General features: G+C 63.5%; 25 protein-coding genes. 7 read left to right on the top strand and 18 right to left on the bottom strand.

Features of this window, described 5'->3' with window-relative positions; all coding sequences use genetic code 11:
* Positions 1 to 66 precede the first annotated feature (66 nt).
* Genes ACYQ00_RS11985 through ACYQ00_RS11970 form a run of 4 tightly spaced genes read right to left on the bottom strand, consistent with a single transcriptional unit; the run spans position 67 to position 3,267 of the window.
* The gene (locus ACYQ00_RS11985; protein ID WP_460032340.1) at positions 67 to 537 is read right to left on the bottom strand and encodes a CBS domain-containing protein; all 471 of its coding nucleotides are present in this window, start codon (positions 535 to 537) and stop codon (positions 67 to 69) included.
* Positions 531 to 2,132, bottom strand: coding sequence for an NAD(P)H-hydrate dehydratase (locus tag ACYQ00_RS11980; protein ID WP_460032339.1), 1,602 nt, complete (start codon positions 2,130 to 2,132; stop codon positions 531 to 533). The genes ACYQ00_RS11985 and ACYQ00_RS11980 overlap by 7 nt, the downstream gene beginning before the upstream one ends.
* Positions 2,129 to 2,512 carry a holo-[acyl-carrier-protein] synthase gene (locus tag ACYQ00_RS11975; RefSeq protein ID WP_460032338.1) on the bottom strand — a complete coding sequence of 128 codons (384 nt, stop codon included), beginning with the start codon at positions 2,510 to 2,512 and terminating at the stop codon, positions 2,129 to 2,131. Before ACYQ00_RS11975 ends, ACYQ00_RS11980 begins: the two co-directional genes overlap by 4 nt.
* Before the next feature lie 32 nt (positions 2,513 to 2,544).
* Positions 2,545 to 3,267, bottom strand: a complete 723-nt coding sequence (locus ACYQ00_RS11970; protein WP_460032337.1) for a pyridoxine 5'-phosphate synthase — start codon at positions 3,265 to 3,267, stop codon at positions 2,545 to 2,547.
* 188 nt (positions 3,268 to 3,455) lie between these two features.
* On the opposite strand from ACYQ00_RS11970, the gene ACYQ00_RS11965 reads away from it, so the two are divergent.
* The 4 genes from ACYQ00_RS11965 (at position 3,456) to blaOXA (ending at position 8,710) form a co-directional block, all read left to right on the top strand.
* A complete protein-coding gene (locus tag ACYQ00_RS11965) occupies positions 3,456 to 4,793 on the top strand; it encodes a UDP-glucose dehydrogenase family protein (protein ID WP_460032336.1) in 1,338 nt (445 codons plus the stop codon).
* Positions 4,794 to 4,883: 90 nt separating this feature from the next.
* Complete coding sequence (locus ACYQ00_RS11960) at positions 4,884 to 5,498, top strand: MarC family protein (RefSeq protein ID WP_460032335.1); 615 nt, start codon at positions 4,884 to 4,886, stop codon at positions 5,496 to 5,498.
* 161 nt (positions 5,499 to 5,659) lie between these two features.
* Positions 5,660 to 7,846 (top strand): bacteriohemerythrin, encoded by a 2,187-nt coding sequence (locus ACYQ00_RS11955; protein ID WP_460032334.1) that lies wholly within the window; start codon positions 5,660 to 5,662, stop codon positions 7,844 to 7,846.
* Positions 7,847 to 7,882: 36 nt separating this feature from the next.
* Positions 7,883 to 8,710 carry a class D beta-lactamase gene (gene blaOXA / locus ACYQ00_RS11950; RefSeq protein ID WP_460032333.1) on the top strand — a complete coding sequence of 276 codons (828 nt, stop codon included), beginning with the start codon at positions 7,883 to 7,885 and terminating at the stop codon, positions 8,708 to 8,710.
* A 196-nt stretch (positions 8,711 to 8,906) separates the two neighbouring features.
* Here blaOXA and ACYQ00_RS11945 read toward each other — a convergent pair whose 3' ends face one another.
* The 10 genes from ACYQ00_RS11945 to ACYQ00_RS11900 form a co-directional block, all read right to left on the bottom strand.
* Positions 8,907 to 10,190, bottom strand: a complete 1,284-nt coding sequence (locus tag ACYQ00_RS11945) for a radical SAM protein (RefSeq protein ID WP_460032332.1) — start codon at positions 10,188 to 10,190, stop codon at positions 8,907 to 8,909.
* A gap of 82 nt (positions 10,191 to 10,272) precedes the next feature.
* Positions 10,273 to 11,139, bottom strand: coding sequence for an MlaA family lipoprotein (locus ACYQ00_RS11940; protein WP_460032331.1), 867 nt, complete (start codon positions 11,137 to 11,139; stop codon positions 10,273 to 10,275).
* Positions 11,140 to 11,167: 28 nt separating this feature from the next.
* On the bottom strand, positions 11,168 to 11,800 hold the full coding sequence (locus ACYQ00_RS11935; RefSeq protein WP_460032330.1) for a Tgt2/MlaC family protein: 633 nt from the start codon (positions 11,798 to 11,800) through the stop codon (positions 11,168 to 11,170).
* A gap of 27 nt (positions 11,801 to 11,827) precedes the next feature.
* The gene (gene mlaD, locus ACYQ00_RS11930; protein ID WP_460032329.1) at positions 11,828 to 12,274 is read right to left on the bottom strand and encodes an outer membrane lipid asymmetry maintenance protein MlaD; all 447 of its coding nucleotides are present in this window, start codon (positions 12,272 to 12,274) and stop codon (positions 11,828 to 11,830) included.
* 105 nt (positions 12,275 to 12,379) lie between these two features.
* Positions 12,380 to 13,174 carry an ABC transporter ATP-binding protein gene (locus ACYQ00_RS11925; RefSeq protein ID WP_460032328.1) on the bottom strand — a complete coding sequence of 265 codons (795 nt, stop codon included), beginning with the start codon at positions 13,172 to 13,174 and terminating at the stop codon, positions 12,380 to 12,382.
* Complete coding sequence (locus ACYQ00_RS11920) at positions 13,171 to 14,025, bottom strand: MlaE family ABC transporter permease (protein WP_460032327.1); 855 nt, start codon at positions 14,023 to 14,025, stop codon at positions 13,171 to 13,173. The genes ACYQ00_RS11925 and ACYQ00_RS11920 overlap by 4 nt, the downstream gene beginning before the upstream one ends.
* Before the next feature lie 72 nt (positions 14,026 to 14,097).
* Positions 14,098 to 14,649 carry a pyruvoyl-dependent arginine decarboxylase gene (locus ACYQ00_RS11915; protein ID WP_460032326.1) on the bottom strand — a complete coding sequence of 184 codons (552 nt, stop codon included), beginning with the start codon at positions 14,647 to 14,649 and terminating at the stop codon, positions 14,098 to 14,100.
* A gap of 40 nt (positions 14,650 to 14,689) precedes the next feature.
* Positions 14,690 to 15,586 carry an SPOR domain-containing protein gene (locus tag ACYQ00_RS11910; RefSeq protein WP_460032325.1) on the bottom strand — a complete coding sequence of 299 codons (897 nt, stop codon included), beginning with the start codon at positions 15,584 to 15,586 and terminating at the stop codon, positions 14,690 to 14,692.
* Between the two features lie 15 nt (positions 15,587 to 15,601).
* Positions 15,602 to 17,281: an arginine--tRNA ligase gene (argS, locus tag ACYQ00_RS11905; protein ID WP_460032324.1), complete on the bottom strand. Its 1,680-nt coding sequence runs from the start codon at positions 17,279 to 17,281 to the stop codon at positions 15,602 to 15,604.
* A gap of 125 nt (positions 17,282 to 17,406) precedes the next feature.
* Positions 17,407 to 18,363: an ACP S-malonyltransferase gene (locus ACYQ00_RS11900; RefSeq protein WP_460032323.1), complete on the bottom strand. Its 957-nt coding sequence runs from the start codon at positions 18,361 to 18,363 to the stop codon at positions 17,407 to 17,409.
* Between the two features lie 131 nt (positions 18,364 to 18,494).
* Here ACYQ00_RS11900 and ACYQ00_RS11895 point away from each other — a divergent pair, with 131 nt between their 5' ends.
* Positions 18,495 to 19,196: an RsmG family class I SAM-dependent methyltransferase gene (locus ACYQ00_RS11895; protein WP_460032322.1), complete on the top strand. Its 702-nt coding sequence runs from the start codon at positions 18,495 to 18,497 to the stop codon at positions 19,194 to 19,196.
* Here the strand turns inward: ACYQ00_RS11895 and ACYQ00_RS11890 are convergent.
* The 3 genes from ACYQ00_RS11890 to ACYQ00_RS11880 are packed head-to-tail and all read right to left on the bottom strand — an operon-like array spanning position 19,115 to position 21,306.
* Positions 19,115 to 19,438 carry a hypothetical protein gene (locus ACYQ00_RS11890; RefSeq protein ID WP_460032321.1) on the bottom strand — a complete coding sequence of 108 codons (324 nt, stop codon included), beginning with the start codon at positions 19,436 to 19,438 and terminating at the stop codon, positions 19,115 to 19,117. The two genes, ACYQ00_RS11895 and ACYQ00_RS11890, sit on opposite strands and share 82 nt — an antisense overlap.
* A 42-nt stretch (positions 19,439 to 19,480) precedes the next feature.
* Positions 19,481 to 20,875, bottom strand: a complete 1,395-nt coding sequence (locus ACYQ00_RS11885; RefSeq protein WP_460032320.1) for a ferredoxin reductase family protein — start codon at positions 20,873 to 20,875, stop codon at positions 19,481 to 19,483.
* Complete coding sequence (locus tag ACYQ00_RS11880) at positions 20,875 to 21,306, bottom strand: hypothetical protein (RefSeq protein WP_460032319.1); 432 nt, start codon at positions 21,304 to 21,306, stop codon at positions 20,875 to 20,877. The genes ACYQ00_RS11885 and ACYQ00_RS11880 overlap by 1 nt, the downstream gene beginning before the upstream one ends.
* 178 nt (positions 21,307 to 21,484) lie before the next feature.
* Between ACYQ00_RS11880 and ACYQ00_RS11875 the strand changes: the two genes are divergently transcribed.
* A complete protein-coding gene (locus ACYQ00_RS11875) occupies positions 21,485 to 23,647 on the top strand; it encodes an STT3 domain-containing protein (protein WP_460032318.1) in 2,163 nt (720 codons plus the stop codon).
* Here the strand turns inward: ACYQ00_RS11875 and ACYQ00_RS11870 are convergent, their stop codons facing one another.
* The gene (locus ACYQ00_RS11870; RefSeq protein ID WP_460032317.1) at positions 23,648 to 24,118 is read right to left on the bottom strand and encodes a 23S rRNA (pseudouridine(1915)-N(3))-methyltransferase RlmH; all 471 of its coding nucleotides are present in this window, start codon (positions 24,116 to 24,118) and stop codon (positions 23,648 to 23,650) included.
* Positions 24,119 to 24,155: 37 nt separating this feature from the next.
* Between ACYQ00_RS11870 and ACYQ00_RS11865 the strand changes: the two genes are divergently transcribed.
* Positions 24,156 to 24,791 (top strand): L-threonylcarbamoyladenylate synthase, encoded by a 636-nt coding sequence (locus tag ACYQ00_RS11865; RefSeq protein WP_460032529.1) that lies wholly within the window; start codon positions 24,156 to 24,158, stop codon positions 24,789 to 24,791.
* Positions 24,792 to 24,860: the final 69 nt, after the last annotated feature.

Raw genomic sequence — 24,860 nt, 5'->3', positions numbered from 1 at the left:
CGTGGCTGCTCAGTACACGAATTGTCAAAAAAGTCCAGCGTGCGGACGGGGATGGCGGAAAAAAACTCACGCTCCCGCGGGTTTTGCTCCAGTGGCGATCACCCGCAGCAGATCTTCCTTGCCAATCACCCCCACCAGCCGGCCACCCTCCAGCACAGGCAGGGTGTGGAAGCGGCGGTCCACCATCAGATTGGCCACTTCCTCAATGCCTGTTTCCGGCGAAACGCTGACCACGTCCTTGGTCATCAGCCCGCCCACGGTGGCGGCGGTCATCTTGGCCATTTCCTCCTCCATGTCTTCCATGGAGGGCAGGGGAATGAAGCTGTCCAGAATGGTGAAATACGAGGGCAGCTTGAGCGAGCCCTGCTGGCTGATGCAATCGCTCTGGGTGACGATGCCCTTGAGCAGGCCGGCTTCGTCTACCACGGGCAACCCATTGAAATGATTCTCCAGCATGATCCTGGCTGCGGTGGCCACATCCGTGGAGGGGGTCACGGTGACGGGATTTTTGGACATGATGTCCTTGGCGGTCAGCATGGCAAACACTCCTTCATAACCCGGGGAATGGCATCCGCTATTTCCCGGGCGAAATTGCCTCGGTAAGGGTAGCAGGTTTCCAGCAGCCGGCCGGCCTCGGCGTGCAGTTGTACGGCCAGGCAGGCTGCCTCCAGCGGGGGGTGCCCCAGCCCCAGCAGGCTGCCCAGGCAGCCGGCCAGCACGTCGCCGGATCCGCCCGTGGCCAGGCACGGGGCGGCCACTTCGCAGTAATACGCCGGTTCATCGCCGGAGACAACCACCGTCCCGGCATTCTTGGCCACCAGCACGCCGGGCAGCCGGGAACGCATGGCCCGCGCCGCGAGGAAACGATCTTCTGGCATCTCCAGGCCGCAGCCGTCCAAAAGCCGAGCCAACTCTCCGGGGTGCGGGGTCAGCACGTCCCCGGGGGTGTGCAGGTTGAGCCAGTCCGGGTTGCGGGCGATCCAGAAGAGGGCGTCGGCATCCCACACCGTGGGCGGACGGTCGGAAAGCTGATGCAGCCGGGCCACAAAGGCTTCTGTCTCGGTGTGCCGGCCCAGTCCCGGGCCGATGACCAGGGCATCGAACCGCGGCAAATGGTCCACAACCTCGTCCACGCACTCCCCATCCCAGCCGCCGCGGCATCCTTCGTTGATACCGGACAACAAATCCACACCCAAGCCCAGGCACATGGCTTCCGGCAGCTGGGACTTGAGTTCCTGGACCAGCCCCCGGGGGCAGGCGATGGTGACCAGCCCGGCCCCGGTGCGCAGGGCGCCCATGGCCGCCAGGGCCGGGGCGCCGCTCATGCCCGGGGCGCCGCCCACAATGCACACGTGCCCGGCCGTGCCCTTGTGCAGGGAAGGCGAGGGCGCGGCCAGGAGCCCCAGGGTCCGCCGGCCAAGGAGCCGCTGCCCGGCGGGGTAACGTTCCTTGACCTGCCGGGGAATGCCGATGTGCCGCACGTGCAGCCGGCCGGTGTACTCCCGGGCGGCGGGCATGACCAGGCCGGTCTTGACTGCGGCAAAGGTGGCCGTGGCGTGGGCGCGCACGGCGTCAGGGCGCGGGTGCCCGGCAAGGCCGTCCAGGCCGGAAGGGATGTCGATGGCAAACACGAAGGCCCGATGCCGCAGGGCATTGATGGCCTGGACAAGCAGCGGGAAGGGCGGGCGCATTTCTCCAGCCAGACCGGTGCCCAGCAGGCCATCCACCAGGATATCCGGCTCAAAGGCCGGGTCCAGGAGCACGTCCTCACGGGGCATGTCCAGGAACTGCATGGGTACGCCGGCCTGCAGGGCCAGCCGCATGTGAAAGCCAGTCTCCCCGGCATAGGCATGAGCCGGCTTGGTGTGGAACACGCGGACCAGGGCGCCGAGGTCGTGCAGGTGGCGGGCCATGCAGAAAGCATCGCCGCCGTTGTTGCCGTGGCCGGCCAGCAGCAGGATGTGTTTGCCCGCGGGGTCTCCGGTTTCGTCCAGGAGCACGTGAAGGGCCTCGCGGGAGGCGTTTTCCATGAGCAGCTCGCCGGGAAGGCCAAAGGCCATGGCCTCCCGGTCCCAGCGGGCCATCTCGGCCGGGGTGCACAGGGAGGTGGTGCGGGCGCGCAGGGCGGTCATCGTTCCAGCACTACCACGGCGCAGGCCGTGTCCCGTCCATGGGTCAGGGAGAGGTGCGCGCCGGTGGCGCCCAGGGCGTCAGCCAGTTCCTGGCCACGGTCCAGGAGGGCCAGCTCCGGCTTGCCCGAGGGCAGGGAGCGGACTTCCAGACACTGGAAGGTCAGCCCGTCCCGAAAGCCGGTGCCCAGGGCCTTGGCCGCAGCCTCCTTGGCCGCAAAGCGGGCGGCCACATAGGCCACGCGCACCGCCTCGCAGCCGTTTGGCAGGCCGGCGTATTCACCCGGCGTGAGGATCTTGCGCAGAAAACGTTCGCCGTGGCGGTCCAGGGCCGTGCGGACACGGTCCAGCTCGCAGATATCCAGGCCCAGGCCCACGATCATGACATCACCATCAATACCAGACTGCGGTTTCTTCAATCCACAAAGGTCTTGAGCAGATCCAGCATCTCGCGCACCGCCGCTTCCAGGCCGATGAACACGGCCCGGCCGATGATGGAGAAGCCGATGGAGTATTCGTTCACCCCCGGCACGGTGGCAAAGGGGCGCATGTTCTCCAGATCCAGGCCATGGCCCAGATTGACGATGAGCCCCAGGGAGCGGGCAAAGGCGATGCTTTCGAGGATGCGGGCCAGTTCGGCGTCCCTGGTTGCGGTGTCGGGTGCATCGGCATAGTGGCCGGTGTGCAGCTCAATATATTGGGCGCCCACGTCTTTGGCGGCGCGGATCTGGTCCGCCGAAGCCTCGATAAACAGACTGACACCGATGCCGGCCTGGAGAAAGGGCGCGCAATAGTCCTGCAGATGGGGCACGCGGCCGGCCACGGCCAGACCGCCCTCGGTGGTCAGTTCCTCGCGTTTTTCCGGCACCAGGCACACCAGATGCGGCTGGACTTCCAGGGCAATGCGGCGCATCTCCTCGGTGGCGGCCATCTCGAAGTTGAAGCAGGGAGCCAGCCCGGCGATGGCGCGGACGTCGGCATCCTGGATGTGGCGGCGATCCTCGCGCAGATGGGCGATAATACCGGCAGCGCCGGCTTCCAGGGCGATTTTCGCGGCCAGCACGGGATCCGGGGTCAGGCCGCGGCGCTGCTGGCGCAGGGTGGCCACATGATCAATGTTCACAGCCAGGGTCGGCATGCGACAGCTCCTGTAATGGTGCAATAAGGACAATCAATTGTGAGCGGGGCAGGGGCTGATGTCAAGCTGACGAACAATTTTTCATCCAATCGTCGCTTGACGAGTGGGGAGGAGGTTTGTAGTAGAACCTTTCCAACCTGTCATACCCCTCATTTTTCCTTACTCACATTGTATAAGGCGGAAACGCTATGAATTTGTGCATCGTCGGCACCGGCTATGTGGGGCTCGTCTCCGCAGCCTGCTTTGCCGAAACTGGCAACTCCGTGTGCTGCGTGGATGTGAACCCCGATGTGGTGAACATGCTGCGCGCCGGACACGTCCACATTTACGAACCGGGCCTGGAAGAACTCGTCAAGCGCAACACCGCGCAAGGACGCCTGACCTTCACCACGGACATCAAGGAAGGCCTGAAGGACGCGCTCTTCGCTTTCATCACCGTGGGCACCCCCTCGCGTGATGACGGTTCCTGCGACCTTTCCTTCGTGCATCAGGTGGCCCGGGACATTGGCCAGAACATGGAAGACTACACCATCATTGTGGACAAATCCACAGTGCCCGTGGGCACGGCGGACAAGGTTCGCGAACTGGTGCAGGAAGAACTGACCAAACGTGGCGCCTCACTGGAATTCGACGTGGTTTCCAACCCGGAATTCCTCAAGGAGGGCGACGCCGTCAGCGACTTCATGAAGCCGGACCGCGTGGTCCTGGGCACGGACAATGTCCGCACTGCCGAGCTGATGAAGGCCCTGTACGCGCCCTTTGCCCGCAGCCGCGAAAAGTGCATCGTCATGGGGGTGCGCAGCGCGGAAATGACCAAGTACGCTGCCAACTGCATGCTGGCCACCAAGATCAGCTTTATCAACGAAGTGGCCAACATCTGCGAAAAGGTGGGGGCGGATGTGCGCGACGTGCGCATGGGCATCGGCTCTGACAGCCGCATCGGCTACTCCTTCATCTACCCTGGCGTGGGCTACGGCGGTTCCTGCTTTCCCAAGGACGTCAAGGCGTTGATCAACACCGCCCGCGAGAATGCCTATGAGCCCCAGCTCCTGGCCTCTGTGGATGACGTGAACGACCGCCAAAAGCTCGTCCTGGCCCAGAAGGTGGAGCAGTACTTTGAGGCCCAGGGCGGCGTGGCTGGCAAGACCCTGGCCCTCTGGGGCCTGGCTTTCAAGGCCAACACCGACGACATCCGTGAGGCCGCTGCGCTCAAGATCGCCAAATACCTGGTGGATCGCGGTATGCGCATCCGCGCCTTCGACCCCGTGGCTGGCGAAAACGTCAAAAAGCAGTGGACCGAAGCCGGACTGGAAGTGGTGGACGAGCAATACGCCGCCCTGGAAGGAGCCAACGCCCTGGCCGTGGTGACGGAATGGAACCAGTTCCGCACCCCGGACTTCCGGCGCATCAAAAAAATGCTCTCCGCCCCGGTGCTCTTTGATGGCCGCAACCTGTACTCCCCCAGTCTGGTGGCTGAGGAAGGCTTTGCCTACTTCTGCATCGGCCGGCGCAGCACCGCGGAATAGGCGGCACGTTTTTGAGAAATCCTGAGGGCGCAGGCGGCATGCCGCTGTGCGCCCTTTTGCATGCTCCCCTGCATTAAAGTCGAGGCGAAGATGGAATTGCGCGGTCTGTTCGAGCTGGCGGTGCCCTTGTTTCTCATCATGGACGGCCTGGGTAATGTGCCGGTCTGCATGAGCATGCTGCGCCGCTTCCCGCCCAGACGGCAGCAGCGCATCATCTTCCGGGAACTCTGCTTCGCCCTGGCCATTTCCATCCTGTTCTGCTTTTTTGGAGATTGGCTCCTGAAATTCCTGGGCCTTGGCCCTTCCACCCTGCGTCTGGCCGGCGGGGTGGTGCTGTTTGTCATCTCCATGCGCATGGTCTTTCCGGACGAGCGCAAGGAAAGCGAGGAGCCAGAAGAACCGGAGGCCCTGACGGCCGAAGAACCCTTCATCGTGCCCATCGCCGTGCCCATGCTGGCTGGTCCTTCGCTGCTGGCTGCCGTCATGCTGTACGCCACCCTGGATTCCGGCCCGGTGCTCACGGCCCTGGCCTTTACCGTGGCCTGGCTCCCGACCACGGCCATTTTGCTGCTCGCCCCCTGGCTCTCCCGCAAGCTGGGCGCGCGCGGTCTCCGGGCAGTGGAACGCCTGATGGGGCTTATCCTCATATTATTGGCCATCCAGATGGTGGAGGATGGCGTCCGGCTGTTTTTATCGAAGCAGTAATACCTTCCAAATCGATCTGAATTTTTACGTTTTCCCACGTCCTCCCTACTTGTGTTCGGCGAGGCATCCGGCTAGGTTGCTGAATCTGGGGCAGATCTCTGGGGAGGGGGATGCCCGTATTGTGGGGGATCACACTCAGCAGTCACCGGATGAGGTGTCTCATGTCCCTTGCGCAGCGCATTCTTGGCCTCATTGTGCTTTTGTCCATGGTGGTGGCCGGGATGTTCATTGCCACATGGCTGAATGAATCCGGCCAGAAGACGGATTCGCAAATCATCAACCTTGCCGGGCGGCAGCGCATGCTTGTCCAGCGCATCGCCCGAGACTGCCTGCATCTGGCGCACACGCCGGCTGAACAGGCCGCACCCATCAAAACGTCCCTGGATACTTCCATCCGGCTGTTCGACGTTACCCATCAGGCCCTGTCCCAAGGGGGCGCAGCCCCGAGTACGCTGGATCCACATGGCGTAAAAGTTGACCTTCCTGCGCCCTCGAGCGCTGCCGCCGCACTGCTGCAGGCCCTGGGCGGCCCCTGGCTCGACTTCCGCCGTGGCGCCCAGGAGCTCACGCCCGGGGCTTCTGATATTTCTGCCAAGGCAACGGGGCTGGTGGCACCGGCGGAAGCCCTGGTGGGTGTTCTGAACAAGGTCGTGGCGCAGCTTGAAGCTGAAAACGACGCCAAAATGGGCCAGCTGATGTGGATTGAGTGGATCAGCGTGGCCCTGATTGCCGGCCTGCTGGCCGTGCTGGCGCTGTTGCTGCGGCGGCAGGTGCTCCTCCCCCTGGCCAGACTGGTGGACTATTCCAACGCCGTTGCCAGCGGCAGACTCGACGTCACCCTGGCAGGGCAGTTCACCCACGAACTGCGGGTGCTGGCCCGCAGCGTCACCAGCATGGTGGATTCCCTGCATACAGCCATGACCTCCTGCACCGAACAGGAACTGGCCGCCAAAACCGCCCATGCGGAAACCAACGCCGCCCTGCGCGAAGCCAGGACCAAGGAAGCTGCCCTGGAAGAGCTCCTGGCCACCATTACCACGGTTTCTGCCAGTGCCGCCGCGCACTCTGAGAAGGTCAGCCTGGCCATTGAGGAACTGAGCCGCGAAATCCACACCGTGGATCAGGGCGTGGAGCTCCAGCGTGATCGCATGACCGAAACCGCCACCGCCGTGGAAGAGATGAACGCCACGGTCATGGAAGTGGCCCGCAATGCCGGCAGGGCGGCCACCAATGCGGCCGCCTCCAAGAAACTCGCCTCCGAAGGCGCGGCAGGCGTGAACTCGGCCGTGGAAGGCATCCGCCAGATGCAGCACCGCATTCTCGGGCTCAAGGAATCCATGGCCCGGCTGGGCGTGGATGCCGAAAACATCGGCCGGATCATGAACGTCATTTCCGACATTGCCGATCAGACCAACCTCCTGGCCCTGAACGCCGCCATCGAGGCCGCACGCGCCGGGGATGCCGGCCGCGGCTTTGCCGTGGTGGCCGACGAAGTCCGCAAGCTGGCGGAAAAAACCATGCAGGCCACTCGCGAGGTGGGCACGGCCATCAGCACCATTCAGGAAACCGCCCGCATGAATGTGGCAGCCGTGGATACCGCGGCCAGCAACATCATTGCCGCCACGGAACAGGCCGCCCAGGCCGGGGCCTCCATGGGCGACATCGTCAGCATCGTGGAAGACACCGCCGGCCAGGTGGAAAGCATTGCCACGGCCGCGGAGGAGCAAAGCGCCGTCAGCGAGGAAATCAACCGCGCCGTCTCAGAAGTGACCGCCGTGGCCACGGACACGGCGAAGAACATGCAGCGCTCCGCCAAGGCGCTGACCCGCATCATCACCATCATCGAAGACCTGAATGGCGCCATGCAGGATCTCTCCCGCCACGCCCAGGCCAACAAGTCCGGTGGCGCTCAGGGCACATCGGCCGTGTCGGTGGACAACCGCGAACTCCTCTCCTGGACCCCGAAGCTTTCCACCACCATCGACAGCATTGATGAAGAACACAAGGTGCTGGTACGGCTGATCAACGAACTGCACGCCGCCATGCGTGACAACAAGGACCGGCACATCCTGGGCGGCATCCTGGATCAGCTCAAGGATTATGCCGTCACGCATTTCCAACACGAGGAAGCGCACTTCGCCAGGCACAACTACCCCGATGCCGAGGCTCACATTGCCCAACACCAGAAGTTTCTGGCGGCTGTGATGGATTTTTACCGCGAATTCCAGAGCGGCCGCGCCACAGTAACGCTGGATCTCATGCGTTTTCTGAAGGATTGGCTGCAGGGGCATATCATAGGAGTAGACAAGAAGTACGGCCCGTATCTAAAGAGCAAGGGCGTGCGATAATTCGCAACAACACTCTTGCCAAAGGATATCTTGCTCATGAACACCATACGTCGGTTGTTTCGTCTGGTTGTTCCTCTCGCGCTCGTCTGTCTGGCCGTGCCCTTCGCCACCGCAGCCCAGGCAGCCAACTGCACTCTGGTGCAGGATTTCCACACGGGCGCCCAGCTGTACGCCCAGGGCGATACCGCGGCACGATTTTCGCCATGTTCCACCTTCAAGGTGCCCCTGGCGCTCATGGGCTTCGACAGCGGCATCCTGCGCACGCCCGAGGAGCCGGAATGGCCGTATCCCGAGGGCGCGGTGGTCAATACGCCGTTTGATCAACAATTGACCAACGCCACTTCCTGGCTCCGGTACAGCGTTGTCTGGTTTTCCCAGGAACTTACCGCAAAGATGGGCCCAGAGCTGTTTCAGAAATATACAACAATGTTCAACTACGGGAACATGGACGTTTCCGGTGATCCCGGCCTGAACAACGGGCTCACCCGGTCCTGGCTGAGTTCCTCCCTGCAGATTTCCCCGCAGGAGCAGCTGGTCTTTTTGGGACGAATGCTGCGCCGGGAATTCCCGCTTTCCGCTCATGCCTACGACTCTGCCTTTGCCAGCGTGCCCACCTTCCAGGCTGGTGACTGGACCGTGCACGGCAAGACCGGCGGGGGCTGGATCAAGGGGGAAACCTTGCAGAACCGAGACCTCAAGCAAGGCTGGTTTGTGGGTTGGGCGGAACGTCCCACGCCAGACGGCCCCCGCACCGTGCTCTTTGTCCGACTGGTGCTGGATGAGGAAAAGCGGGATGACCCCGCCAGCATCCGTGCCCGCAACAGCCTGCTGCAGGAGTTGCCCCGTATGTTGGAAGGAAAATAACGCCCTTTGCAGGTGGGCTTCCCCTGCCGCCCACACCACGAACGCCCCCACGCCCCTCTACCTGGGACGTGGGGGCGTACTGCAGAAAACCTGCCGAGGGTTCGTGAAATATGGGGGAGCGTGGGTCGGGTGGAGCCGGCATGTCAGCCGTACTCAGTCCGGCCTGTACCTTGCCCGCCCCCGGCCTATGGCACAGCTACCGCTTGCGGGCCGGGAGGCGAAACCGGATGCCCATGCGGTCTCGCTCGTGTTCAGGGACGAAATCCACACACAGTCTGGGCCAGCTTTGCAACCAGCCTTCGGCAGGGGGACTGGCTGCAGCGAGTTCAGCGGCCAGCGGGGTGAGGATGCTTTGCCAGGCGGGATCAAGCTTCGCCTCGACCAGCTGCCGGGCCCGGGCCAGCTGTGCAGGGTCACCGTCACCGGTCCGCGCCAGGGATGCGGCCAGGTTGCCGACAAAGAGATCCGCACCGGGATCCAGCGCCTGCGCCTGTTCGAACCGGGTGCGGGCGGCGGTGTATTCACCGGCCTCCCAGTCGAGCACCCCCAGATTGTTAGGCGCGGCGGGCAGCCGGGGATCCAGCTGCGCGGCGACCTCAAATTGTTCCCGGGCCGTCTGTGGCCACCCGGTGACCATGGCCTGCAAACCGGCCAACAGCGCCTCCTGGGCCGGGGTCAACAGCACATAGTTCGGGCCCATGCAAGGGCAGCGGCGGGCACGGCAGGGCTCGTCAGTTTCCAATCTACTGGGATTACTCAGAATATTTCCCAGGTCACGTTTTTCCCCACTGCAACGATAGAGCTGCCCATCGGGTTCCAGGCGCAGAAGCGTACGCCCACCGCGGCAGGGCACTCCCTGGAAATTAAAGGCCATTTTGCGCCCGGCTCGCGGAAAGTCGGCAAACACGGCCCGGGCTTCGGCATTGTAGGCGTTGGGGTATTCCTGCCCCTCGAAAAATCCCTTGAACGGCCGGGGGGTGATGGGTACGCCACGCGTCTCGAACCATTCTCGGTCCGCCTGAAATTCCGGGACCAGCATGGGGTGGACGACATAATTGACCGACAGCTGAAAGCCGCGGGCCTGCAAGAGGTTCACGTCCTCCACAAATGCGTCCACCAGACCTTTGCGCCGGCGCTCTTCGATATGCAGGGCAATATAGAGATCATGCACCCGTTCGGGGAGGACGGCCTCGGCAAACTGATGCACCAGCCTGGAGATGCTCAGGTTTGTATCAATGGAGATGCGGTGCCGGCGGCTGAGTTCCTGGCAGAGCTCCACAAAATCCGGGTACAGGAACGGCTCCCCGCCGGTCATGCCCACCACCCATTCCTCGTTCGTGGAGTCCAGGAAGTCCAGCAGGGTTGCCGCCGGGACCACCGGCTCCACCGGGGCGGTTTCATGCGGAAAATAGCAGTACCGGCACTGAAAGTTGCAGCGCCGGGTCATGTTCCACATGAGGTGAAAAGGGGCGGTAGCCATGAGGGGTGGGGGCGTGATGTGTGCGGCGGAAAAGAGCAGGGGCGCCGCAGCGCCCCCGCCTTTACGTCGTAAGGTGTTGTTCTTACCGGCCGATTTCAACCTTGCGGTTCTGGATGTACGCATCGCGCATGGCGCTGTAGGGTTCCACGGCGGCCTGCTTGAAGCGGTCATACTCGTCCAGGGTGAAGGTGGCGTCGTTGAAGAGCGTGACGCCGCGGATGGTCCCGCCAACCCAGTACTCGCATGGCTCGTAGCCCAGGTACAGGGGCCAGGGGTTCAGATAGCTCACCGGATCGGCAAAGAGGTCGGCCACGGTGCCGAAGCCGTCGCGCAGGGTGGTCGGGCCAAAAATGGGCACAACCAGATAGAAGCCGTCGCCCACGCCCCAGGTGGCCAGGGTCTGGCCGAAGTCTTCGTCATAGGCTGGCACGATGGACTTTTTGCGGTCGAAGTAGTCGAAGAAGCCGCCCAGACCAAAGGCGGTGTTGCCCACAAAGCGGGCCATCTGCACCCCGGCGGCCTTGAACTTGCCCTGCAGGATGGAGTTGATGAAGCGCACGGGGAACAGGATGTTGTGGTACATGTTCCGGATGCCGGTGCGCAACTCCTTGGGGGTGACCGCATTGTAGGTCTTGCCCAGGGGCTGCATCACGCCCTGGTAGAAATAATCGTTGAAGGAGAACCAGAAGCGGTTCCACGGCTCAAGCGGGTCATACACGACCACAACGGCGCTTTCATCGCCAAAGAAATTGTCGTCGCCGGTGCCGGGAGCGGGCGCTGGTTCGGCAGGAGCCGCAGGTGCGGTGGCTTGTGTGGCAGGCGTATCCGGAGCAGGCGCGGTGGCGGCAGGATCCTTGGGGGCGGCAGGCTGTTTGGCGCTGCAACCAAAGGCAAAACTCATGGCCAAACACAGCAACAGCAGCGCAAGAAGGCGGGTGGCGGTATGCATGGGCGTGCTCTTGTCCTGTTGCAGAGGTTTAGGAGGCACTCCGCGAAGCGGCGGCGCGTTCCTTGATTTTGGCGATCAAGTCCTGGGGAGTGCCGTTCACCATCAGTTCCTGGAACTGGGTGCGGTAGTTCTTCACCAGGCTCACGCCTTCAATGACCACGTCATAAACCTTCCAGCCATTCAGGTCGCGCATGCGGTAGGCGATGGGAATGGTGTTGGAGCCTGAGACAACCGTGGTGCGGATTTCCACGGCCCCGCGTTCACCGGAAACCACATCGCCGTACTGGACCTGCTGGTTGTCATACTTTTTGAGGGAGCCGATGTAAGTGGCTTCCAGCAAATCGGCCATGGCATCGGCGGCCTGGGCCTGCTCCGCGGGGGAGAAGCGCTTCCAGTGCACGCCAAGGCTCAGGCGGGTCAGTTCGGAAAAGTCAAAAATATCGCGAACAAGGCCGCGAAGCTGAGTTTCGAGCGCCTGCTGGCTGGGGCCGCTCTTGAAATCCGGATTGCGCAGGACCACCAGGATTTTGTCCACTGCAGTCTGCAGCGTCTGCTGGGCGTCAGCTGCCTGGGCAGACGTGGCGGCAAGGGTCAGGCTGGTCGCCAGAACAAAGGCGAAGGCAGGCAGAAGGGCACGGCGACAACAACGTGACAAAGGCATGACTCGATTCCTCTTCTTCTTGGCAGCTTACACTTTTCCAAAAATGTATTTGCTGATGAGTTCTTCCAGGTCAATGGCCGACTCGGTTTCGGCAATGGCATCGCCATCCTTGAGGGTGTCCTCGCCGCCTCCGGGAGAGAGCTTGATGTACTTGTCGCCAATGAGCCCGGCGGTCTTGACGGAGGCGATGGTGTCTTCAGCGAGGGCCACGCCTGGATTGATGCGCATGGAGATGACGGCTGCGCCGGTCTCTTGCTCCAGCGCAATGCCGGAGACCTTGCCCACAGGCACACCCGCCACTTCCACATCAGCCCCGGTCCGCAGGCCGGTGACGGAAGCAAACCTGGCCCGCACGGTATAGCCTTCACTCCCCATCACTTCCATGCGACCAAGGTGAATGGTGAGATACGCCACACACAAGAGGCCGGCGAGCACAAAACAGCCCACGAGGGTTTCTTTGCGGTATCGTTCCATCAGTGTTGCGCCTCGAAAAGTCCCTCACCACGCAGGTGCAGTGAACGTCAAAGGTACATGCAATCGATACGGACTGCAATGGAAATATGAAAAACAATAGAAAGTCTAGAGATTTAGCGGTCGCCTGGCCAGGAAGGTCCGCACGTAGGGATCCTCGCAGGATTCCAGTCCGGGCACATCCCCCTGGTACAATGCCCGGCCTTCATGGAGCAGAATCACGTGATCCGCAAGCATGCGCACGCTTTCCAGATCATGGCTCACGGCCACGATGGTGGCGTTGAAGCGGGTGTGCATGGCTTTGAGCAAGGCGTCCATGCTCGCGGCGTTGATGGGGTCCAGACCGGAAGTGTGTTCGTCGCACAGCACCACCGGCGGGTCGGCCACCAAAGCCCGGGCCAGACCGGCCCGTTTGCGCATGCCGCCGGAAAGCTGGCCGGGATGGTAGTCCTTGAACTCATCCAACCCCACGAGAGCCAGCTTTTCCTGAACAATTTCAGCAATGCGCGCCTTGGAGAGCCGGCTATGCTCCGTCAGCGGCAGGGCCACGTTCTGAGCCAGGGTCAGGGAGCCGAGCAGGGCGCCATCCTGAAACAGCACACCCATGCGTCGGCGGAGTTGCCGGAACTCCCGCCGGCTCATGCGCGTGGCGTCTTTGCCATCCAGCAGAATGCGCCCGGCCATGGGGCGGGCAAGACCGAGAATATGTTTGAGCAGCGTGGACTTGCCACAGCCAGAGCCACCCAGGATGCAGGTGATCCTGCCGGCTGGAATCTCCGCGGAAAGCGAATCGATGACCACTGTATCGCCATAGCCCAGGCGAAGCGATTCCAGGGCTATGCTCCAGCCGGAGGAGTTGGCTGCAGCTTGCGTGGCATGTGATGCGTCGGCGGAGATGTTCATAGCAAAAAGGAGGTGGCCACGTAGTCAAACACCAGCACGCAAACGCAGGAGATGACCACGGCCGAGGTAGTGGCGTTACCCACGCTTTCCGGGCCGGCGCCATCGCGGCGCAAATGTGTGTAAAAACCCTGAAAGCAGCAGATGGTGGAAACGAGGACGGCAAACAGCAGACTCTTGTAAAAGCCGCCCATCACATCCGAAAGCTCCACGGAGGCATTGATGCGGTGGAAGTACACACCGGCGTTGATGCCGAGGAGCTTCACGCCCGTGAGGTACCCGCCCATGATGCCGATGACGTCGAACATGGCCGTGAGCAGGGGAAAACTGAGCAAACTGGCCCAGATGCGCGGTCCCACGAGGTAGGCCATGGGCGGGATGTCCATGACTTCCAGGGCGTCAATCTGGTCCGAAATGCGCATGACCCCGATTTCCGCGGCCATGGAGGATCCGGCGCGGCCGGTGAGCATGATGGCCGTGAGCACGGGACCCAGCTCCCGAATAAGGGAAAGCGCCACTGCTGAACCGAGCAGCCCCTCGGAGCCGACCTTGGCCAGGGCGTAATACCCCTGCAATCCCAGCACCATCCCCGTGAACAGCCCGATGAGGCAGACGACGAAGATGGATTTGACGCCGATGAAATAGACCTGCAGCACGGTACGGCCGAACTGCCGCGGTGAGGAAAGGCCGCTGGCCAGTCCATCCAGAAAAAAGAGAAAGGCCGCGCCCAGGCTGGAGGCGACACCAATGCCCGACCTGCCCAGGGCAGACAGCAGGGGGACAAAAGGGACCGGTGATACCGGTGAGGCCGGGGGCACCGGAGGCACGGAGGAATGCGGGTCAGTGGATGGCATGGTGGAGTGCGGGCAAAAGGCACTGGAAGCCGCAAACGACAGACGGCTTCCAGTGCACTGTATGCAGGCAAACTACGGCAGGAAGACCACTGCAGAGATGGTGGTGGTCCACATGCCGGCCACCCCTTGCGTCACGCAGGGGTTGGAGATGGAGTCGATGACCTTGCCGCTCATCAGGTACACCTGACGGCGCTCGTCATAGCCGGTCTCAGGGTCAAAATCCACGCCCAGGGTGGAGGCCAGCATGGTGGAGGCGAGATCCTCGGCAAAGTCCCCGATTTCCTGGGTATCCATGCCATAGGCGTGGTGCTCGGAAATGTAGCCGTAGTGCTCGTGGCTGGAGGGGAAGGCAATGCCGACGGAGGAGCCCACCAGACGGCCCTTCTCGTCCGTGGCGTTGCGCGCCATGACGCAGAAGGTGATCTGGCCCGGATGCAGTTCCTTGATGCCTTCTTCCGGACTCAGAATCTTGACGTTGGGCGGCAGAATGCTGGAGACGTAGACGAGGTTCAGTTTTTCAATGCCGCCCTCGCGCAAGGCCAGCTCGAAGGACTGCAGTTTGTTCTTGTGGCGCCCGATGCCCTTGGTGAAGAAGGCCTTAGTGGGAACGAACGGATGGCTCATGGTTCGAGTCTACCTCTCAAACATGCCGGAACGTGCCGGTTTAGATGGGTTTTTTGGAGCGCAGGAGGGCTTTTTCAATGCCAGCCTGCTTGAGCTTTTCCTTCAGCTGCCTGGTGTCTTCGGGTTTGCCCTCAAAGTGCACCATTACTCTATGCCATGTTTTTCCACCGTCTTCTACCTTCTGAACGCTGACCTTCAAATTTAATGCGTGCATTTTGGCTTTGAAGGCTTCAGCCTTGGAGGCTTCGTTAAAGGCAGCTGCTTGATATATATAGGCATAGCGCTGACCGGGAGGACCATTGTCATCATCAGACAGGTTCTCCTGGGGCGGCGTGGGAGTCTTGGGGGCTGCCGGCTTGGTCTGGGCCGCGGCGCTGGCCGCGGGCGGAGCAGCCGGTGCCGGCTGGTGTTTGGCCGATGCTGCGGGGGCCGCGGCAGGTGCTGCAGCAGATGAGGCCACAGCAGTGGCGGGCCTGGGCTTGCTCAGATCCTGCACCACTTCGGCCGGGGGCAAATCTTCTTCCTCGACAGGCGGATGCATGGAAGCATCGGCCACCGCGCCCCCGGCGCTGCTCACGCTCTTGGGTTCGCTGGGCAGTTGCGGGGAGACATTGCCGCCCTTTTTGAGGGCATCGTAGAATTCCAGCTCTTCCGGGGGCAGCACGCCCTGGTCCGCTGTGGTCTTGTTGCCACCCTGATCCGCGGGCATGATCCGGGCCAGTTCGGGCACAGCTGTTTCCGGTCGATAACCACGGCCCACCAGCACCCCGAAAATGAAGACCCAGACCAGCCCCAGCAGCGTCACCGCGCCAAAACCGAACAGCCCCGTGCGGGAGAATTCCAGTTTGTAACGCTTGCCCGGTCCGGGGGGCGGGCCGGGACGCATGCCGACGGAAGGAGATGCCGAGGAGGCATTCTTTTTCAAATCAAACTTCATGGCTGCCCTCCTGTATTATTGGGCAGTGGCGGAGGGCATGCGCTCCGGCGCGTGGACGCCGAGCACATCGAGCCCGTTGCGAATGGCCTGGGCCGTGGCGCGCAGGAGGGCCAGACGGGCCCTGGCCACGGCCGGGTCTTCCGCGTGCAGCACGGTGTGCTGGGTGTAATGGCGATGCAGGGCCTGGGCGGTTTCCTGGCACCAGGCAGCCAGATGATGCGGGCTGAAGCTTTCGGCCGCGGTCCAGATCACGTCCGGAAGCTGTTCCAGCTTGCGCAGCAGGAGCATGTCCTCGGGGGTATCCAGGCCGGCCAGGGCCGACAAATCCACGGCGCCGTCAAGCAAATCGGTACGGCCGTCGTCCTGGGCCTTGCGCAGCACGGAGCAGACCCGGGCATGGGCGTATTGCACGTAGAACACGGGATTGTCCATGCTCTGACGCTTGACCACTTCCAGGTCAAAGTCCAGCTTGGCGTCGGACTTGCGGGAAAGGAAGATGAAGCGGGCAGCGTCCGGGCCCACCTCGGCCACCACCTCGGCCAGGGTGTCGAAGGCCCCGGCCCGGGTGCTCATGGCCACGGGCTCGCCATCGCGCAGGAGAGCCACCAGCTGCACCAGCAGCACCTGCAGGGCGGTCGCGGGCTGGCCCAGGGCCTGCACGGCGGCCTGCATGCGCGGGACATAGCCGTGATGGTCCGCGCCCCAGATGTCCACCACCAACTCGAAGCCGCGGGCGTACTTGTCGGCGTGGTAGGCGATGTCCGAAGCAAAATAGGTCAGCGATCCATCGGATTTGCGCAGCACGCGGTCCTTGTCGTCGCCAAAGGGGGTGGAGCGGAACCAGAGCGCGCCTTCTTCCTCAAACAGGTGCCCGGCCTCGCGCAGCATGGCCAGGGCGCGGTCCACGGCCCCGCCGTCCAGCAGGGACTGCTCGGAGAACCAGATCTGATGCTCGCAGCGGAAGTCCACCAGATCCTGCTTGATGCCGTCAAGGATGTCGTTCATGGCCCGCTGCTGACAGATGGCCACGGCGTCGGCCTCGGGCATGGAAAGCAGGGTCGGATGATCCCGGACGACATCGGCGGCGATGTCCTTGATGTATTCACCCTTGTAGCCTTCATCCAGGAAGGGCAGGGCCGGATCGGCAGCCATCTGGGCGCGGCGGTACACGGACTGGCCGAGCATGCGCATCTGGCGGCCGGCATCGTTGAGGTAGTATTCCGTGGTCACGTCGTAGCCGGCGCGGCGCAGCAGGCGGGCCAGGGAGTCGCCCAGGGCGGCGCCGCGGCCGTGGCCGATGTGCAGGGGGCCGGTGGGATTGGCGCTGACGTATTCCACCTGCACCTTTTTGCCCTGGCCCAGGTTCACGTCGCCGTAGCGCTCGCCCTGTTCCAGAATCTCCAGCACCGTGGCCTGCCAAAAGGCGGGCGTGAAGCGGACATTCAAAAATCCGGGGCCGGCGATGTCCACAGTCTCGATGTCGGAAACATCCTTGAGGAGGTGCTCGCGCAGCAGCTCGGCCACCTTGCGCGGGGGCATGCCGGCCTCTTTGGTCAGCAGCATGGCCAGGTTGGCGGCAAGGTCGCCATGGGCAGCATCGCGAGGCGGCTCGATCTGGGCCTTGGCAGGCCAGGTCCAGCCGTGAGCAGTCACAGCCTCGCTGAGGAGGCGATGGAGAAGGAGACGTGCGCGCATGAAGTTTTTCTCTACATTTTATCTAGAAATATCACGCCACATATCACGCGAGTTCACCAAGCGCAAGGGCCGTGACGCACAGATGCTGCGCAGGGCGCAGCAGTGTCTGCAACACGCCTGCGACATTACAGGCTCAAGCCTGCGACAGCCTCGGCAGTGCCGATGTTCTGGGCCTCGTAGGATGCGGCATCTGCGGTGAGGTTGCCCTGCACCAGCTTGGTCAGCACGTTTTTGGGGCCGAGTTCCAGAAAACGGCGGCGTCCGTCGTCCCACATGGCCTGCACCAGCTCGATCCAGCGCACGGAGGAGACCATCTGCCGCAGCATGGCGTCTTTCAGGGAGTCGGCATCCACAATCATACCGCCGGTCACATTGGAAAAGACGGGCAGTCTGGGCGTGCTCCAGGAGCAAGATTGCATCACCCCGGCCAATTCCTTGTTGGCCTCGGCCATGAGCGGGCTGTGGAACGCGCCGGACACGGCCAGGGGGATGAGCCGGCCCTTGCGTTCCTTGGCCAGGGGGGCCAGGGCCTCCACGGCGGCCTTCTCACCACTGACAACATACTGGGCCGGGGAGTTGTAATTGGCCACCAGAAGGACTTTGCCTGTGGAATGCTTGACTTCTTCGACCATCTCTTCCACAGCCTCGCGCGGCAGCTTGACCACGGCGGCCATGGCGCCCCGGCCATCCGGATCTGCCTCGGCCATGAGCCGGCCACGCAGAGAGACGAGGGTCAGCACGTCTTCCACGGACAGCGCCTGCGAGGCGGCCAGGGCGGAAAACTCGCCCAGGCTGTGCCCGGCCACGCTGGGCAGGGGGGAGAGGGCCATGAGCCTGTTGACCAGGGAGAGGAAGACGCTCAGGTTGACAACCGTCAGGGCCGGTTGCAAAGAGCGGGTGTCCGATTGGGCGGCAGCATCGCCATCCCAGTAGATTTCCCGCAGGGGCAGGCCGCTGATTTTCTCGGCCTTTTTCCACAAGTCCATGATGGCGGCATCGGCTTCGGCCAGGTCACGGCCCATGCCGGGCTCCTGGGAGCCTTGGCCGGGAAAGAGCAGGGCGGTGGAAAGGGGCATGGTCATGGCGTGGACCTCCGGGAAGGACGTCAGGAAGGGGAAGGACGCGCAGCGTCGTCTTGTTCGATCAAACAGGGAGCGGTGTTTCTAGTGCCTTTCGCTCCGGAATGCAAGTCCAGACCTGGGGGAATCATCATATGTCCGAATCGTCCGCTCCCACCACCGCCGGCATCGCGGTGAATGATGTCCGCACCCTGCTTGATTCCCTGGGGTTTGCGGAAATTTCCGCCGCGCCCGTGCAGGCGTATCTGGAACTGCTCCTGGCCTGGAACCGGCGCATGAATCTGGTGGGCAGCTCGGACTGGCGCACGGTGCTGCTTGATCTGATTCAGGACAGCTTTCATCTGGCCCGGCTGCTGCACGCGCTGCCTGCATGTGCAGAAGGGGATACAGCGCAGATTCTGGACCTGGGCGCCGGCGCCGGGCTGCCGGGCATTCCCCTGCGCATGGCCTGGACCGCCGGAACCTATCGCATGGTGGAAATCCGCCAGAAGCGCCAGACCTTTCTGGCCCATGCCCTGGGGCAACTGCAGCTGCCGCGGACGTTTCTCTTTCCCGGCACGGCCGAGGCAGCCCTGACGCGCTTCGGACGGCCGCACGGGGTGGCCATGGTGGTCAGCCGGGCGTTCAAACCCTGGGCCGAGGTGCTCACACTGGTGCAGAGCCAGGGAGTGGCGGTGCGGCGGGTGGTGTTCATGGCCAATGAGGCCCCGCCAGTGCAGCTGCCGGAAGGCTGGCGGCTGGAGAGGGCGGCCAGCTACTGCAGCGGCTTGCCAGGCTCGGGGTCCGGGTCGGAATCCGAGCGCTGGCTCTGGGTGGTGGCGTCCGCCGCATCCTGACCGGCTGCCTCGTCGGACGATTGCGCATCCGGCGCGGCAACGCCGGCCAGCATCTCCATCAGGCCGCCCTTGAAGATCAGGGACGTGGCCAGGGCATCGGCGGCCTCGCCCAGTTCGATGAGCTGCTCCAACACGTCCAGGACCATGTATTTGGTATCTTCGGAACCGTAGTCAAAGTCCATGCGGGCGTCGCCGGAGTCGAGGTAGTCTTTGAGAAGGGCCAGGGCGTCTGCTCGTGTCATGATGCGACCGTCCAGAACAGTCCGTGGGGACTGGCTTGCGAGTTAGAGTTCAAACCGCTCGGCGTGGATACGCCGGGCCGGCATACCCAGCCCCAGGAGTGCGCCGCGGGCCAGGGCAATCATGGGGGCCGGGCCGCAGAGAAAGGCGTGCGGCGGGGGATCCTGCGGGGTGTGGGGCAGGATGGCCAGGGCATCGCGCAGGATGCTCGGCCGCAGCCGGCCGCTGCGCTCGTCCAGGTTGGCGCTCAGTCTCTGGCGGGAAAACACGTGGATGATGCGCAGGTTCTCCAGCGCGGCTTCCAGCTCCTTGAGCGCTGCGGCGTGGAGCAGATCATCCCTGGTCCGGGTGGACCAGATCAGGCACAGGGCCCGCGGGTCCTGCTCATGGGCCAGGGTCCGCAGCATGGAGAGCATGGGCGTCACCCCCACGCCGCCGGCCACCAGCAAGAGGGGCGTGCTCAGCGGAGTCAGGGAGGCGTAGCTGAAGCGGCCATAAGGGCCATCCACCAGGACACTGTCTCCCGGCACAAGCTTGCCGATTTGATTGGTAAAGTCCCCACAACAGCGGATGGTGAAGGAAAGCTCGGGCAGGGCGTCCGGGGCCGAGGCGATGGTGAAGGGATGCTCTTCGGCCGGCAGGGCGGTGGATTCCGGTAACAGAAAGGCGAACTGCCCGGGAACAAATTCGAGGCCCCTGCTTCCGGCGGCAGGGGTGAGGGTCAGCTCCACAGCGTCCGGTCCGGGCGTGCTCACCTCCTTGACCACATATGGCGTCCGCGCGAAGCCAAAACGCTTGAGCAGCCGCGTGCGCAGGGCCAGGACCACCACAATCCCCAACCCGCCAAGGGCCATGACCACCCCGGGAAAACGCCGGTAGTCTTCGGACACGGTCAGGATGTGAATAAACAGCAGGCAAAGCAGGGTCCAGGCCACCAGACGGTGCCCCTGCTGCCACCAGTGATACGGCAGCTCGATGAACCGGCGGAACCGGGCCAGGGACACGCCGATCCAGAATCCCCCCAGCACCAGCGAGCCCAGCACCAGCGGCCAGTCCGCGGCGAGCAGGGATTCGGAGAAGGGACGGTAGAATTGCACGAACATGGGATGCAGGGTGGCCAGGAGCAGGATGACCAGTGCCAGGGTCCGGTGGATGCGGTAGACCACGTCCAGCCCGAAGAACCGGTCGACCCAGCGGCTGCGCGCGCCCAGAAGGGCCTGCACCAGCAGCAGGGTCGCGGCCGCGCCGCCACAGCCTTTGCCAATGGCCGTGGTCCAGTCCAGGGCTTCGCCATAGGCATGCAGTTCCTCCCAGCGGACCCAGAAGGGCCGCGCCGCGGCCAGGGCCGTCACCGTGGCCACGGCCGCCCAGAACAGCGAGAGCAGGGCCCCGCGTTCAAAGGCGGGCAGCATCCGTTGGCGCAGGGTGAACTCGCGCATCAGGAGCAGCCTCGCACCCCTTCGGGCCGGGGGCCTTCAGGGCGCATGGTTTCCAGAATCATCTGTCCCAGCGGCAGCTTGGCCAGCAGGATGATGATGTCCGGCAGGGTGGACTGCAGGAGGATGGAGGCCAGATCAACCGGCCAGGTCATGGAGTGCAAGGAGAAATAGGCCATGCCCACGGTACCCAGGAGCACAGTCAGGGCGTTCAGCAGGCAGCCCAGACCCACGGTGCGCGGGTGCAGGAACAGGGCCGGCATGAACAGGCAGCTGACCACCCCCGCGGCGGCGGCCCACCAATAGAAATAACTCTCCAGCACGGGATGGATGCGCAAGTGCAGCAGCAGCCCTCCCAGGGAGAGGCACAGATGCGCGGCCACCAGATGCACGGCCAGCCGCGGCGGACGGGGATAGCGGAAAAATGGCGTCATGGACGTACCTGCATCCTCCGGAAACCTTTGTTCCTTTACGACCCACAGGCCGCCCTGGCAAGCGAAATCCGGCCCGGTGGGGCATGATCGTGCAGCTTGTGTTTTCCCTGGGGCTGCCCTATGTGTGCAGTCGGGTTTGATTGTTGTTTGCAAGGCATACTATTTTGGAGAGTGCGGAATGCTTGCGCCGTGGAATGTCGATCCTGCATCCGAAGGGCCAACCCGTCGCGATGTAAAGCTGTTCCTGTTCATCCTGGGCTTGGCGTATCTGCTGAGCCTGGCTGCGCACATGCAGGAATTCAACGCCTGGATGGATCCCTCCCTGATGGTGGATGGCGAATTTATCCAGGGCACGCACGATTCCTACCACTGGCTGGCTGGCGCCAAGGGCGTGGGCGAGGCCACGGGCACGCCGCTTGCCGTGCTGGCCGCCTGGTTCCATACCCTCACCGGCCTGCCCCTGGGCATGGGCAGTTTTGTGCTGCCGGCATTGTTCGCCGGAGTTGTGGGCGCGGTCATGGTGTTGTGGTGCCGCCTTCTGGGCTGGCGCGAGGGGGCATATGCCGGCGGGCTGGCGGCCGGCCTGCTGACCGTGCTTGCACCGGGCTTCTATTTCCGCACCCGGCTGGGCTATTATGATACGGATATGGTCACCCTGCTGTTCCCCCTGCTCTATACCCTGGGCATGGCCCTGGCTTGCGGCCCCTGGCTGCGGGAACGCTGGCTCACAGCCGAATCCATGCCCGAGGAACCCCCTCATGCCGTGGCCAGATTGTTGGTCTGGATGACCTGCATCGGCCTGGCCGCCCGCTATGGCGGCACCTGGCACGGCCACGTGCTGACCTTTGCCAAGGGCCTCTGCCTGCTTGGCGTGGGCTGGTGCCTGCTGACTGCCCGCAGCGGTGCGCGAGGGAGGTTGATGCTGGGGATGGCCATGTTCATGGCCAGCGCCTTTGTGGGCTGGGTGGGCCTGGGGCTTTCCCTGGCCCTGATCTGTCTGGCCTGGAAAGCACCGCAACAGGCGGAGCGGCTTTGGAAAACACCCTGGCCCGCCCTGCTGGGCATGGTGCTGCTGGCTGTGTTTGGCGGCGTGGCTGGTACGGCAGGGCAGTCGGTGATGGAATTTTTGGGAGCCTATCTCAAGCCCGCGGCGGATCTGGCCAGTTCTTCCAACAATACCGGCGTGGTCTATCCTGGCATTGGCCAAAGCGTCATTGAGGTCCAGAATCTGCCACTCAATCAGGTGCTGGAACGGTTCCATACTTCCTCTGCCGTGGCTGCAGTCGGCATTCTCTGCTTTGTGGGGGTGCTGGTGTTGCGCCCGGTGGCGCTGCCTTTGGTGGTGTTCCTGGCCATGGGGCTGGCTTCGGTCAAACTGGGATCCCGGCTGGCCATGTTCGGCGGCGCGCCCGTGGCCCTGGGGCTGGGCATGGGGGTGAGCTGGGCCGGGGTGGTCCTGTTCCGTGGCAGCCGTTTTGCGGCGTACAAAAAACTGGCCCTGGGGCTGGTGGCTGCCGGGGTGCTCTGCTGGCCGCTGATTTCCTTCTACCTCATCCTGCCGGCCACACCCGTGCTCAGCCGCCAGCATTGCCAGGCCCTGGAGTACCTCAACACCGCCTCGCCCAGGGACAGCAAGGTCTGGACCTGGTGGGACTGGGGCTATCCCACGCATTATTATGCCGAGCGCATCTCCTTTGCCGACGGCGGCCGGCACTACGGGCACCACATCTTCACCCTGGGGCTGGTCCTGACCACCCCCAACCCCCTGCTGGCCTCCCAGCTCATCAAATACAGCGCCCAGCACGGCGATGAGCCCTGGACTGTCTGGAACGAGATGCCACGCGACGAGGTCCTCAATTTATTGAAGGAACTCGGCCGCACGCCCCGTGAGTTCCCTCCGGCCGCCCCGCGCTATGTGGTGGCCACCTTTGAAAATATCCGCCTGGCGCCGTGGATTACCTATTACGGCACCTGGGACATGTTCACCAAACAGGGACAGCACGGCCGGATCATGGAGATTCGTGAAGCCTTCCGCATCAACTATGACCGAGGCGAACTCGAATTCGTTGCGGGCAAGGGGCAGGAAGGGGGAGTGCTGCCGGTGGCGTCCGTGGATGTGCTGGACGCCAAGGGCCGGCGCTCCGGCACGTATCCCGCCAACAAGGGTGCGCATCTGGTGGTGCACCTTGCAGCGCAGAAGTACTATCTGCTGGATGATCAAATCTACAACAGCATGCTGGTACAGCTGCTGCTGGAGGATCCGCAGGCGCCGCGCTTTGGCGAGTACTTCAAGCTGGTGTACGAGGGCTTTCCCGACGTGCGCATCTTTGAGGTGCGCTGATCATTCGTGATGATAGGGCAGGCCCTTGAGGATGGAGAGGGCGCGGTAGAGTTGCTCCAGCAGAACGACCCGGGCCAGCTCGTGGGGCAGGGTCATGGGTCCCAGGGAGATGACCTGCCGGGCCGCGGCCTTGACCGCCGGGTCCAACCCCCAGGCCCCGCCCACCACGAAACAGGGGCGCGAGCCTGGGTCGTCCAATTGTCTGGCCAGTTCCCGGGCCAGGGTCTCGGAGGGCAGGGCGCGGCCGCGTTCATCCAGCACGATAACAAAATCCTTCGGCTCCAGCATGGTCAGCAGCCGTTCGCCTTCGGCCTGCATGCGTTTCTCCGGAGGAAGGGACGCCGCGCCGTCAGGGGCATATTTTTCCTCAAAAGGTACAAAGCGGGCAATGCGCCGGGAATAATCCTCGGCGGCGCGCTTCCACCAGTCAGCCTTGAACCTGCCCACGCTGAGCAGCCGGATCATCCGCATGATCCCCACATCCTTTATGAGTATGCCATTGCCTGACGTGTCAAAATCCTTGAACCTGGCCACCGCGGTCCAGGCCCTGCGCCGGGGAGAGCTGGTCGTCTACCCCACGGAGACCTTCTACGCCCTGGGCTGCGACGCCCGCAACCCCAGGGCCGTGGCCAGACTTGTGGCTGTGAAGGGACGTGAGCCGGGCAAGCCCTTGCCGCTGCTGGCCGGCAGCCTGGAACAGGCCGGGCAGATTGTGCGTGACATTCCTTGCAACCTGAAACAATTATTAGATATATTCTGGCCGGGGCCGCTCACGGTCTGCCTGCCTGCGGCCGAGGGCTTGCCGGTGGCGGTTGTCTCCGCCGCAGGGGAGGTCGCCGTACGGGTGGCCGGCCATGCGCTGGCCCGGCAGCTGGCGCTGGCCGCTGGCGGGCCGCTGGTCTCCACCAGCGCCAATCTGGCCGGGGAACCGCCAGCCTGCGAGCCGGCAGCCCTTTCGCCCGCAGTGCTGAGCCCTTCTGCCGGTGTGCTGATGGAAGGAGCACGCCCCGCTGGCGGCGCACCATCGAGCATCGTACGTTACGTTGCTGATAACACGCTGGAATTGTTGCGTGAAGGTGCCATCAGCGCCGGGCGTCTGCAGGGCCTGGGCTGGCGGGTGGTCCCACCGGGTTCAAAATTTTAGCTCGCCGGGCGGGTGGCCTGGAGGCAGTGTTCAAGCTTTTATACCAAATAGCTGGGGACCAGGCCGGCG

Source organism: Megalodesulfovibrio paquesii (assembly GCF_054653055.1).
The sequence above is the reverse complement of the archived record's forward strand: the minus strand, read 5'-3'. Positions and strand labels throughout refer to the sequence as shown.

Bases quoted from the DNA above. Each gene is read 5' to 3' on its own strand.
- ACYQ00_RS11970 (WP_460032337.1), bottom strand. From the start codon at position 3,267: ATGCCGACCCTGGCTGTGAACATTGATCATGTGGCCACCCTGCGCCAG.
- ACYQ00_RS11985 (WP_460032340.1), bottom strand. From the start codon at position 537: ATGCTGACCGCCAAGGACATCATGTCCAAAAATCCCGTCACCGTGACC.
- ACYQ00_RS11925 (WP_460032328.1), bottom strand. From the start codon at position 13,174: ATGAACATCTCCGCCGACGCATCACATGCCACGCAAGCTGCAGCCAAC.
- ACYQ00_RS11885 (WP_460032320.1), bottom strand. From the start codon at position 20,875: ATGCGCGAGTTCACCCTGCGCCAACGGATGCTGCCCGCCTTTGAACGC.
- ACYQ00_RS11955 (WP_460032334.1), top strand. From the start codon at position 5,660: ATGTCCCTTGCGCAGCGCATTCTTGGCCTCATTGTGCTTTTGTCCATG.
- ACYQ00_RS11915 (WP_460032326.1), bottom strand. From the start codon at position 14,649: ATGAGCCATCCGTTCGTTCCCACTAAGGCCTTCTTCACCAAGGGCATC.
- ACYQ00_RS11935 (WP_460032330.1), bottom strand. From the start codon at position 11,800: ATGCCTTTGTCACGTTGTTGTCGCCGTGCCCTTCTGCCTGCCTTCGCC.
- ACYQ00_RS11900 (WP_460032323.1), bottom strand. From the start codon at position 18,363: ATGACCATGCCCCTTTCCACCGCCCTGCTCTTTCCCGGCCAAGGCTCC.
- ACYQ00_RS11945 (WP_460032332.1), bottom strand. From the start codon at position 10,190: ATGGCTACCGCCCCTTTTCACCTCATGTGGAACATGACCCGGCGCTGC.
- ACYQ00_RS11870 (WP_460032317.1), bottom strand. From the start codon at position 24,118: ATGCGGATGATCCGGCTGCTCAGCGTGGGCAGGTTCAAGGCTGACTGG.
- ACYQ00_RS11920 (WP_460032327.1), bottom strand. From the start codon at position 14,025: ATGCCATCCACTGACCCGCATTCCTCCGTGCCTCCGGTGCCCCCGGCC.
- ACYQ00_RS11960 (WP_460032335.1), top strand. From the start codon at position 4,884: ATGGAATTGCGCGGTCTGTTCGAGCTGGCGGTGCCCTTGTTTCTCATC.
- ACYQ00_RS11910 (WP_460032325.1), bottom strand. From the start codon at position 15,586: ATGAAGTTTGATTTGAAAAAGAATGCCTCCTCGGCATCTCCTTCCGTC.
- argS (WP_460032324.1), bottom strand. From the start codon at position 17,281: ATGCGCGCACGTCTCCTTCTCCATCGCCTCCTCAGCGAGGCTGTGACT.
- ACYQ00_RS11895 (WP_460032322.1), top strand. From the start codon at position 18,495: ATGTCCGAATCGTCCGCTCCCACCACCGCCGGCATCGCGGTGAATGAT.
- ACYQ00_RS11880 (WP_460032319.1), bottom strand. From the start codon at position 21,306: ATGACGCCATTTTTCCGCTATCCCCGTCCGCCGCGGCTGGCCGTGCAT.
- ACYQ00_RS11940 (WP_460032331.1), bottom strand. From the start codon at position 11,139: ATGCATACCGCCACCCGCCTTCTTGCGCTGCTGTTGCTGTGTTTGGCC.
- ACYQ00_RS11980 (WP_460032339.1), bottom strand. From the start codon at position 2,132: ATGACCGCCCTGCGCGCCCGCACCACCTCCCTGTGCACCCCGGCCGAG.
- ACYQ00_RS11890 (WP_460032321.1), bottom strand. From the start codon at position 19,438: ATGACACGAGCAGACGCCCTGGCCCTTCTCAAAGACTACCTCGACTCC.
- blaOXA (WP_460032333.1), top strand. From the start codon at position 7,883: ATGAACACCATACGTCGGTTGTTTCGTCTGGTTGTTCCTCTCGCGCTC.
- ACYQ00_RS11875 (WP_460032318.1), top strand. From the start codon at position 21,485: ATGCTTGCGCCGTGGAATGTCGATCCTGCATCCGAAGGGCCAACCCGT.
- mlaD (WP_460032329.1), bottom strand. From the start codon at position 12,274: ATGGAACGATACCGCAAAGAAACCCTCGTGGGCTGTTTTGTGCTCGCC.
- ACYQ00_RS11975 (WP_460032338.1), bottom strand. From the start codon at position 2,512: ATGATCGTGGGCCTGGGCCTGGATATCTGCGAGCTGGACCGTGTCCGC.
- ACYQ00_RS11965 (WP_460032336.1), top strand. From the start codon at position 3,456: ATGAATTTGTGCATCGTCGGCACCGGCTATGTGGGGCTCGTCTCCGCA.